Origin of the sequence: Agromyces tardus, from assembly GCF_003710805.1 — a bacterium.
GTDB classification, from domain to species: domain Bacteria; phylum Actinomycetota; class Actinomycetes; order Actinomycetales; family Microbacteriaceae; genus Agromyces; species Agromyces tardus.
Map to the genome: position 1 here is coordinate 1 of NZ_RHHB01000079.1, position 9,467 is coordinate 9,467.

Sequence of the window (9,467 nt, forward strand, 5' to 3'; positions counted from 1 at the left end):
CGCCTGAGCCGCCCGGCTCCCGCCGGCGCCGGAGCGCGGCGTCGCGCGGGCGTCGTCGCGCGCGGCGCCACCCCGCGGCCGCGACGCTGCTCATATGAGCAGAATCGCACGCGAGTGTTGCTGTGCGCACCGACCGTGCCTACGCTGGACTGGTACCACAGGGAGGCGCATGGACGAGACCGACGAACTGCTCTCCATCCGGGCGGCCGAGCTCTACTACGAAGAGAACAAGACCCAGGATGAGATCGGCCAGGCACTCCGGCTCACCCGCTGGAAGGTCGGCCGGTTGCTCGCGCAGGCGAAGCAGCAGGGGTTCATCCGCATCGAGATCCTGCACCCGCGCGCCCGGCGGCTGCCGATCGAGCGGCGACTCCGCGAGGAGCGCGGACTCGACGACGCGATCGTCGTGTCGTCGGCCGGCGTCTCGGGCGCCGAGGAGCTGCAGGCACGCACCGCGCAGGCAGCGGCCGACTACCTCACGGCGCTCCGACCCGTGCCGCGCACCCTCGGCGTCAGCTGGGGGCGCACCCTCTTCGACATCTCCCAGCACCTGCGCAACGGCTGGGCGACGGGGGTCAACGTCGTGCAGATCAACGGCGGCGTGAGCCTGAACCGGCGCCCGGGCACGGCTGCGGCCACCGCCGTCGCCATCGCGCAGAAGGGCGGCGGCAGCGCCACACTGCTGCCGAGCCCCGCCATCCTCGAGCATCTCGCCACGAAGGAGGCGATCGAGTCCGACCGCGTCGTCGCCGGCGTCATCGAGCTCGCCCGCTCCGCCGACGCCTACCTCTTCAGCGCCGGACCGGCCGACCACACCTCCGTGCACATCGAGAGCGGCTACCTCGGCGACCGCGACGTCGACCTGCTCGTGCAGAAGGGGGCTGTGGGCGACGTCGTCGGCCGTTACATCGACTCCGACGGCAACATCGTCGACCCCGCCCTCGATGCCCGCACCATCGGCCTCACGCTCGACGAGCTGCGCGCCGGGCCCCTGCGCATCGCGGTCATCTCGGGCCGGGCCAAGCACGCCGTCGCCGACGCCGTCGTGCGCTCGGGCCTCTGCTCCGTGCTCGTCACCGACGAGGCGACGGCGCTCCACCTCCTCGACGGCTGAACCGGCCGCCTCGCCGACCACACCAGGAAGACAGGTCACCCACCATGTCCGGCACCTCCCTCGTCACCGCGCGCGAGCGCGCGCTCGCCGTGCTCGGCGGCGAACCCGACGACGCCACGCTCCGGCGCTACCTGCACGGCATCGCCGGCGTCGACGCCGTGGGACTCGAGCAGCGCGCCGCCGCCCTCGGCACCCGCTCCATCAAGACGAGCTCCAAGAAGTGGGCTCTCGACAAGATCATCTCCCTCATCGACCTCACGACCCTCGAGGGCGCCGACACGCCCGGCAAGGTGCGCTCGCTCGTCGCGAAGGCCGTGAACCCCGATCCGGCGGATGCCACGACGCCGCGCGTCGCGGCCGTGTGCGTCTACGGCGACATGGTGCCCTTCGCGGTCGACGCGCTCGGCGGAGCGCACGGCGACCCAGACGACGGACGCATCTCCGTCGCCGCCGTCGCGACGGCGTTCCCGTCGGGGCGCGCGTCACTCGAGATCAAACTCGCCGACACGGTCGAGGCGGTGGCCGCGGGCGCCGACGAGATCGACATGGTCATCGACCGCGGGGCGTTCCTCGCCGGGCGCTACGGCCTCGTGTTCGACCAGATCGCCGCCGTGAAGGAGGCGTGCCGCCGCCCCGACGGCACGAGCGCCTCGCTCAAGGTCATCCTCGAGACCGGCGAGCTCGTCACGTACGACAATGTGCGTCGCGCGTCGTGGCTCTCGATCCTCGCGGGCGGCGACTTCATCAAGACGTCCACCGGCAAGGTGCAGCCCGCCGCGACCCTGCCCGTCACGCTCCTCATGCTCGAGGTCGTGCGCGACTGGCACCTGGCCACCGGCCAGCGCATCGGGGTGAAGCCCGCGGGCGGCATCCGCGCCTCGAAGGACGCCATCAAGTACCTCGTCACCGTCGCGGAGACCGTCGGCGAGGAGTGGCTGCAACCGCACCTGTTCCGCTTCGGCGCGTCGAGCCTGCTCAACGACGTGCTGCTGCAGCGCCAGAAGATGACGACCGGGCACTACTCCGGCCCCGACTACGTGACGATCGACTGAGACGAGAGCACCGAACCATGAGCTTCCTCGAATACGCACCCGCCCCCGAGTCGCGGGCGATCCTCTCGCTCCGCGACAGCTACGGGCTCTTCATCGACGGCGAGTTCGTCGACGGCCACGGCACCCCGTTCCAGACCTCGTCGCCTGCGACCGAGGAGCGCATCGCGACGATCGCGAACGCGAACGCGGCCGACGTCGACATCGCCGTGGCGGCCGCACGCCGTGCCTACGACCGCACGTGGTCGCGCATGAGCGGCCGCGACCGCGGCAAGTACCTCTTCCGCATCGCCCGGCTCGTGCAGGAGCGCGCCCGCGAGCTCGCCGTCGCCGAGTCGCTCGACAACGGCAAGCCCATCAAGGAGTCGCGCGACGTCGACGTGCCCCTGGTGGCGGCGTGGTTCTTCTACTACGCGGGCTGGGCCGACAAGCTCGACCACGCGGGGCTCGGCGCGAACCCGCGCTCGCTCGGCGTCGCCGCGCAGGTCATCCCGTGGAACTTCCCACTGCTGATGCTCTCGTGGAAGATCGCTCCGGCGCTCGCGGCGGGCAACACCGTCGTGCTGAAGCCCGCCGAGACGACCCCGCTCACGGCGCTCCTGTTCGCCGAGATCCTGCAGCAGGCCGACCTGCCGCCCGGCGTCGTCAACATCATCACGGGCGCGGGCGACACGGGTGCGGCGCTCGTCGCGCACGAGGGCGTCGACAAGGTCGCCTTCACGGGCTCGACCGCCGTCGGCCGTGCGATCGCCAAGCAGGTGGCCGGCACGCAGAAGAAGGTCACCCTCGAGCTCGGCGGCAAGGCCGCGAACATCGTCTTCGACGACGCGCCCATCGACCAGGCGATCGAGGGCATCGTCAACGGCATCTTCTTCAACCAGGGCCACGTGTGCTGCGCGGGCAGCCGCCTGCTCGTGCAGGAGTCCATCCACGACGAGGTCGTCGAGCGCCTCAAGAGCCGGCTCTCGACGCTGCGCCTCGGCGACCCGCTCGACAAGAACACCGACATCGGCGCCATCAACTCGGCCGAGCAGCTCGAGCGCATCAACGAGCTCTCCGACGCGGGCGTCGACGAGGGGGCCGAGCGCTGGAGCGCGCCGTGCGAGATCCCCGAGAACGGCTTCTGGTACGCGCCCACGATCTTCACGAACGTGCAGACCTCGAACCGCATCGCCCGAGAGGAGATCTTCGGCCCGGTGCTCTCGGTGCTCACGTTCCGCACGCCCGCCGAGGCGATCGCGAAGGCGAACAACACTCCCTACGGCCTGTCGGCCGGCATCTGGACCGACAAGGGCAGTCGCATCCTCGCGGTCGCCGACCAGCTGCGCGCCGGCGTCGTGTGGGCGAACACGTTCAACCGCTTCGACCCCTCGAGCCCGTTCGGCGGCTACAAGGAGTCGGGCTACGGCCGCGAGGGCGGCCGCCACGGGCTCGCCGCGTACCTCGCGCCGTCCTCCGCCGTGTCTGCGGGTCGAGCAGGCGCGCAGCGCCGTCTCGAGACCGGCGAGTCCACGTCCGCGGAACCCGATACGGCCGCAGAGCGGCCTGCTCGACCGACGAGGACGCGAACGACCCGCGCCGCGAAGAAGGGAGCCGCGAAGTGAGCCGCCTCGCCGTGCCGAAGACCTACAAGCTCTACATCGGCGGCGCCTTCCCGCGCAGCGAATCCGGGCGTACCTACGAGGTCGTCTCGGCCTCGGGCGCCTTCCTCGCCAATGCCGCGAAGGCCTCCCGCAAGGACGCCCGCGACGCGGTCGTGGCCGCGCGCGGCGCAGTCGCCGGCTGGGCGGGCGCCACCGCCTACAACCGCGGCCAGGTGCTCTACCGCATCGCCGAGCTGCTGGAGGGGCGCCGGGCGCAGTTCGTCGCCGAGATCGAGGACGCCGAGGGCGCGACGCGCGCGCAGGCATCCGCCCAGGTCGACGAGGCGATCGACCGCTGGGTCTGGTACGCCGGCTGGGCCGACAAGTTCGCCCAGGTCGCGGGCAACGCGAACCCGGTCGCGGGTCCGTACTTCAACATCTCGGTCCCCGAGCCCACGGGCGTGGTCGCCATCGTCGCGCCGCAGGACTCGTCGCTCGTCGGCCTCGTCTCGGCGGTCGCGCCCGCCCTCGTCGCCGGCAACGCGGTCGTCGTGGTCGCGAGCGAGCGGTTCCCGCTCTCGGCGATCAGCCTCGCCGAGGTGCTCGCGACGAGCGACGTGCCCAAGGGCGTCGTCAACGTGCTCACCGGGTCGCCCGCCGAGATCGCGCCGTGGCTCGCCAGCCACGCCGACGTCAACGCGCTCGACCTCGTCGGCGCGGGCGAGCTCGACTGGGTCGACCTCGAGTTCGCAGCGGCCGACACGCTCAAGCGCGTCCTGCGCCCCGAGCAGGGCCCGGATGCCGCGGCCCCCACCCTCGACCGCATCACCGCCTTCACCGAGACGAAGACGGTCTGGCACACCAAGAGCCTGAAGTAGGGGTGACGCCATGGCCGGACGCAATGGGGCTTCCGACGAACGGGGTCGGTTGCTGACCGACCCGTTCGACTACCGCGTCACGAAGCTGGGCGGGGTCATCGTGTCGCGCGGCGGCCGCGCGGTCATGACCGTCGGCGGCCGGAGCGCCGCCCAGCTCGTCGCCGCCCTGCAGCGCGCGGACGATTCACAGGTGCAGCACCTGCTGGCGCGCGTCTCGGGCAACTATCGTCGAGGCAACGAACGGTCCTGACCCGAGGCGGTCGGCCGGGTCAGGGGGTCGACGTGCGGGTGCTCGTGACGGGCGCGACCGGCTACATCGGGGGCCGGCTCGTGCCGAAGCTCATCGAGGCGGGTCACGAGGTGCGCGTGATCGTTCGCCGCGCCGAACGGCTCCGCGACGTGCCGTGGGCGCGCGAGGTCGACGTCGTCGAGGGCGACCTCACGGATGCCGCTGCCGTCGCGCGCGCGGTCGACGGCATCGAGGTCGTCTACTACCTCGTGCACTCCATGGGCGGCAACGGCGACTTCGAGCAGACCGAGCTCACCATCGCCCGCACGATGGCGCAGGCGGCGACGGCCGCGGGCGTGCGCCGGATCGTCTACCTCGGCGGACTCCACCCGCAGGGCGGGGAGCTCTCGCAGCACCTGCGCTCCCGGGCGAAGGTGGGGGAGATCCTGCTCGGATCGGGTGTGCCCACCATCGTGCTCCAGGCGGGCGTCATCATCGGCTCGGGCTCGACGTCGTTCGAGATGATCCGCCACCTCACCGAGGTGCTGCCCTACATGCCGGCGCCCCGGTGGGTGCGCAGCTTCATCCAGCCGATCGCCGTGCGCGACGTGCTGCACTACCTCGTCGAGGCCGCGAACGTGCCGCCAGAGGTGAATCGCGCCTTCGACATCGGCGGGCCCGACGTGCTGCGCTACGGGCAGCTCATGAACGGCTACGCCGTCGAGGCCGGCCTCCCGCAGCGCCCGATCGCGGCGTTGCCCGTGCTCACCCCGTGGCTCGCCGGGCAGTGGGTGAACCTCGTGACGCCCATTCCCAGGCGTCTCGCCGTGCCGATCATCGAGTCGCTGCAGTACGACTGCGTCATGCACGACCATGACATCGATGCCGTCATCCCGCCGCCGTCCGAGGGGCTCGTCACCTACCGACGATCCGTGCGGCTCGCGCTCGAGCGCGAGAAGCGCGGCGACATCGAGACGAGCTGGCGCAACGCCGAGGTCGAGGGCGCACCGAGCGATCCGCTGCCGAGCGACCCCGACTGGGCCGGCCACACCGTGTACGTCGACCAGCGGGAGCAGCGCTCGAAGGCGGGTGCCGATGCGCTGTGGACCGTCATCGAGGGCGTCGGCGGCGAGAACGGCTGGTACTCGTTCCCGCTCGCGTGGGCGGTGCGGGGGTGGATCGACAAGCTCTTCGGCGGCGTGGGCCTGCGCCGCGGCCGTCGCGACCCCGACACGCTGCACGTCGGCGACGCCGTGGACTTCTGGCGGGTCGAGGCGATCGACCGCGGGAGCTTCCTCCGGCTGCGTGCCGAGATGCGCGTGCCGGGCCGGGCGTGGCTCGAGATGGCGGCAGAGCCCGACGGCACCGGGTCGCGCTACCGGCAGCGCGCCGTGTTCTTCCCCAAGGGGCTCGCCGGCCGTCTCTACTGGTGGTCGATCGTGCCGATCCACGGCGTCATCTTCGCCGGCATGGCGAACCGCATCACCGCGGAGGCCGAGGCGGCGAGCAAGGCCCCGCGCCCGGGACGCGACGACGTCGAGGCCGCGCCGGCCGCGGCATCCGCCCGGAATCAGGCGCAAAAGTCATAACGAAACGGTAACGGCGCTGCTACAGTGTCACGCACCGATCGCGCAACGGCGCGCGGCGGTGGAAGGGCACCGAACCCGTGCGTCATGCTCCCGACGCGACCGACCCGACGGTCGCGACCTCTTCGCGCCTCCTGCGGCGCCCCCGCCGAGCCGTGCGCGTCCTGCTCGCCGCGACCGGCACCGCCGTGGTCGCCGTGACGCTCTGGGCTGCCGCGACCCCCAACAGCGTCTACGCCGTCGACGTCTTCGGCGCGCTCCGCGCGCCCGGTGAGGCGGCGTTCATCGTCGGCCACCGCGGCGATCGCTCCGAGGCGCCCGAGAACACGATGCCCGGGCTCGAGCTCGCGATGGACCGGCTCTCGTTCGTGGAGACCGACGTGCAGCTCACCCGCGACGGCGTGCCCGTGCTCTTCCACGACACGACCCTCGAGCGCATCGCCGACGACCCGCGCTCCATCGGCGACCTCACGTACGACGAGGTCTCCCGGCTCGACGCCGGCTCGTGGTACTCGCACGACTTCGCGGGGGAGCGTATCCCGACGCTCGAGGCATTCCTCGACGCCCTGCGCGAGCGCGACGCCGCCCGTGCGCTCGTCGAGCTCAAGGCCGACTGGACGCCGACCGACGTGCGCCGGGTCGTCGACCTCGTCGAGGCGCGAGGGCTCCGCTCGCGGGTCGTGCTGCAGAGCTTCAGCATCGAGACGCTGCAGTCGCTGCAGAAGGTCTCGCCCGCGACGCCGCGCATCATGCTCATCCGCGAGCTGCCGGCCGATCCGGTGCCGCTCGCGACGTACCTCGGCGTGATCGGGTTCGGCACGACCGCGGCATCCGTGACCGCCGTACCCGGCGCCCTCGAGGCCGCGCACGCCGCGGGCATCGCCGTGCTCTGCTACACGCTCAACTCCCGCGAGCGATGGCAGGAGGTGAGCGCGCTCGGCGTCGACGGCATCATCACGGACCAGCCGAGCGAGCTCGACATGTGGATCGCGGTGACCTCGCCGGGCACCTGAGCGCGCCGCCGGCGATCTCGGCGCTCAGGCGACCGTGACACCCAGCCGCCCCGCGGCCGCGCCGAACTCCGCGTGCATGCGGGACGAGAACAGCACGAACCGCACGAGCGCTGGTGCGCGATCGGATGCGACGGCGGCGGCCACCGTCGCGAGCGCCACCTCGGCGGCGTCGTCGGCCGGCCACCCGTAGACGCCGGCCGAGATGGCGGGGAACGCGACGGATGCCGCGCCGAGCCCGGCGGCGATGTCGAGCGACGAGCGGTAGGCGGACGCGAGGAGCCGCCGGCGCTCCTCGGCGCGCGGCCCCCCTCCCGGCCAGACCGGGCCCACGGCGTGGATGACCCACCTCGCGGCCAGCAGGCCGGCGCCGGTCGCGACCGCGTCGCCGGTCGGGAGTCCATCGGGAAGGGTGGTGGCTCGCAGCGCCCGGCATTCCTCGAGGATCGACGGGCCGCCGGCGCGGTGGATCGCGCCGTCGACGCCGCCGCCGCCGAGGAGGCTCGAGTTCGCGGCGTTCACGATGGCGTCGACGTGTTCGCGCGTGATGTCGCCGATCGCGAGCTCGATGCGGGTCATCGCACGGCCTCGGCGATCGCGGCGATCTCGGCCGGTCCGGTGCGGCAGCAGCCCCCGATGAGCCCGGCGCCGGCTGCCCGCCACGATGCGACGAGCTCCACCGGGAGGGCGGCGTCGCCGTGCCAGCGCCGTGCCGTGCCGTCCCAGGTCTCGCCGCTGTTCGGATAGGCGACGATCGGCTTCGCCGTCGCCCCGCGGGCTGCGGTGACCGCGCCGAGCACCTCCCCGGGGGTGCAGCAGTTGACGCCGACCGCGATGACCTCGTCGCACGCATCGGCGAGCGCGAACGCCTCGGCCACGGGTTCGCCGCTGCGCAGGCGCCCGCCGTCGGGCGTCACCGCGATCCACGCCCGCGCGCCCGTGCCCGCGAGCGCGGACACCACCGCGTCGACCTCGGCGAGGGAGCCGAGCGTCTCGACGGCGAGCAGGTCGGCTCCGGCGTCGGCGAGCACGCGCAACCGCTCGCGATGCCAGGCGGCGAGCTCGCCGGCCGTGACACCGAGGTCGCCGCGGTACTCGGAGCCGTCGCCGAGCATGGCGCCGTAGGGGCCGACGGATGCCGCGACCCAGCCGCGACCCGCCTCGTCGCGCGCTCGCCGCGCAAGCTCGACGGACCGGCGCAGCAGTGCGGTGGTCGCATCGCGATCGAGACCCGCGCGGGCGCAGCCCTCGTAGGTGACCTGGTACGACGCCGTGATCGCGACGTCGGCGCCCGCCGCGAAGTAGTCGCGATGCGCCTGCAGCACGAGGCCGGGGTCGTCGAGGAGCACGCGGGCGCTCCAGAGCTCGGATGCGACATCCGCGCCGAGCCGCTCGAGGTGCGTGCCGAGCCCGCCGTCGAGCACGACCGCGCGCTCGGCGAGCGCGTCGAGGAGGCCGGACTGCGCCATGCGGCGCCTATCCGCGGTTGTTGGAGAGCTCGAAGATGCGCACGAGCTCGGCGACCGCCTCCTCGCGCTGGTCGCCGCCCTGCTCGTACATGTGCGAGACGTGCGTGCGCAGGTGGTTCTCGACGAGCAGCTTGTTGAGGGAGGCCAGGGACTTCTGCACGGCGAGCGACAGCGTGATGATGTCGACGCAGTAGTCCTCGTTCTCGATCATCTTCTCGATGCCGCGGAGCTGGCCCTCGATGATCTTCGTGCGGTGCAGGGCGCGCTTCTTGATGTCCTCGATCACGCTGTCAGGATACCCGGGATCCGGCGATACCCGTCTGGGTATCATGCGGATCGGCGTCGGTCCGTGACGGGACCCCCGCGCTTCGCTACCGTTGGCCCATGGCCCCCATCCGATCGTCCCGCGTCCGCCGATTGATCGGCGTCGCCGCGCTCGCCCTCGGCTTCGCGGCGACGGGCGCGTCCGGCGCCGCCGCATCGACGCCGGCACCGGCGCCGGGGCCGGTGGCGGCCCACGCGCCCGTGGCGGCGGCGGCATCCGTCGTC

10 protein-coding genes are annotated in these 9,467 nt (G+C 72.5%); 7 read left to right on the forward strand and 3 right to left on the reverse strand.

Annotated elements, in window-relative coordinates; genetic code table 11:
* The first annotated feature begins 169 nt into the window (after positions 1-169).
* The 7 genes from EDM22_RS18965 (at position 170) to EDM22_RS18995 (ending at position 7,452) form a co-directional block, all read left to right on the forward strand.
* Positions 170-1,114 (forward strand): sugar-binding transcriptional regulator, encoded by a 945-nt coding sequence (locus EDM22_RS18965; protein ID WP_122938650.1) that lies wholly within the window; start codon positions 170-172, stop codon positions 1,112-1,114.
* Between the two features lie 44 nt (positions 1,115-1,158).
* Entirely contained in the window at positions 1,159-2,166 is a 1,008-nt protein-coding gene (deoC, locus tag EDM22_RS18970) for a deoxyribose-phosphate aldolase (RefSeq protein ID WP_122938651.1), read from the forward strand.
* Positions 2,167-2,183: 17 nt separating this feature from the next.
* Positions 2,184-3,767 carry an aldehyde dehydrogenase family protein gene (locus tag EDM22_RS18975; protein WP_122938652.1) on the forward strand — a complete coding sequence of 528 codons (1,584 nt, stop codon included), beginning with the start codon at positions 2,184-2,186 and terminating at the stop codon, positions 3,765-3,767.
* Positions 3,764-4,624, forward strand: coding sequence for an aldehyde dehydrogenase family protein (locus EDM22_RS18980; RefSeq protein ID WP_122938654.1), 861 nt, complete (start codon positions 3,764-3,766; stop codon positions 4,622-4,624). The genes EDM22_RS18975 and EDM22_RS18980 overlap by 4 nt, the downstream gene beginning before the upstream one ends.
* A gap of 10 nt (positions 4,625-4,634) precedes the next feature.
* Positions 4,635-4,874: a hypothetical protein gene (locus tag EDM22_RS18985; RefSeq protein ID WP_122938656.1), complete on the forward strand. Its 240-nt coding sequence runs from the start codon at positions 4,635-4,637 to the stop codon at positions 4,872-4,874.
* Between the two features lie 32 nt (positions 4,875-4,906).
* Positions 4,907-6,442, forward strand: coding sequence for an SDR family oxidoreductase (locus EDM22_RS18990; protein ID WP_122938658.1), 1,536 nt, complete (start codon positions 4,907-4,909; stop codon positions 6,440-6,442).
* Positions 6,443-6,594: 152 nt separating this feature from the next.
* Positions 6,595-7,452 (forward strand): glycerophosphodiester phosphodiesterase, encoded by an 858-nt coding sequence (locus EDM22_RS18995; protein WP_138708143.1) that lies wholly within the window; start codon positions 6,595-6,597, stop codon positions 7,450-7,452.
* Between the two features lie 24 nt (positions 7,453-7,476).
* Here EDM22_RS18995 and EDM22_RS19000 read toward each other — a convergent pair whose 3' ends face one another.
* From EDM22_RS19000 to EDM22_RS19010, 3 genes are read right to left on the reverse strand one after another with little or no spacing between them, the layout of a single operon-like run.
* Complete coding sequence (locus EDM22_RS19000) at positions 7,477-8,028, reverse strand: O-acetyl-ADP-ribose deacetylase (RefSeq protein ID WP_122938661.1); 552 nt, start codon at positions 8,026-8,028, stop codon at positions 7,477-7,479.
* Positions 8,025-8,918: a homocysteine S-methyltransferase gene (gene mmuM, locus EDM22_RS19005; protein ID WP_122938663.1), complete on the reverse strand. Its 894-nt coding sequence runs from the start codon at positions 8,916-8,918 to the stop codon at positions 8,025-8,027. Before mmuM ends, EDM22_RS19000 begins: the two co-directional genes overlap by 4 nt.
* 7 nt (positions 8,919-8,925) lie before the next feature.
* Positions 8,926-9,204: a metal-sensitive transcriptional regulator gene (locus EDM22_RS19010; RefSeq protein WP_122938665.1), complete on the reverse strand. Its 279-nt coding sequence runs from the start codon at positions 9,202-9,204 to the stop codon at positions 8,926-8,928.
* Positions 9,205-9,467: the final 263 nt, after the last annotated feature.

Excerpts from the sequence above, each read along its gene's own strand:
- EDM22_RS18965 (WP_122938650.1), top strand. The coding sequence starts at position 170 with ATGGACGAGACCGACGAACTGCTCTCCATCCGGGCGGCCGAGCTCTAC.
- deoC (WP_122938651.1), top strand. The coding sequence starts at position 1,159 with ATGTCCGGCACCTCCCTCGTCACCGCGCGCGAGCGCGCGCTCGCCGTG.
- EDM22_RS18975 (WP_122938652.1), top strand. The coding sequence starts at position 2,184 with ATGAGCTTCCTCGAATACGCACCCGCCCCCGAGTCGCGGGCGATCCTC.
- EDM22_RS18985 (WP_122938656.1), top strand. The coding sequence starts at position 4,635 with ATGGCCGGACGCAATGGGGCTTCCGACGAACGGGGTCGGTTGCTGACC.
- EDM22_RS19000 (WP_122938661.1), bottom strand. The coding sequence starts at position 8,028 with ATGACCCGCATCGAGCTCGCGATCGGCGACATCACGCGCGAACACGTC.
- mmuM (WP_122938663.1), bottom strand. The coding sequence starts at position 8,918 with ATGGCGCAGTCCGGCCTCCTCGACGCGCTCGCCGAGCGCGCGGTCGTG.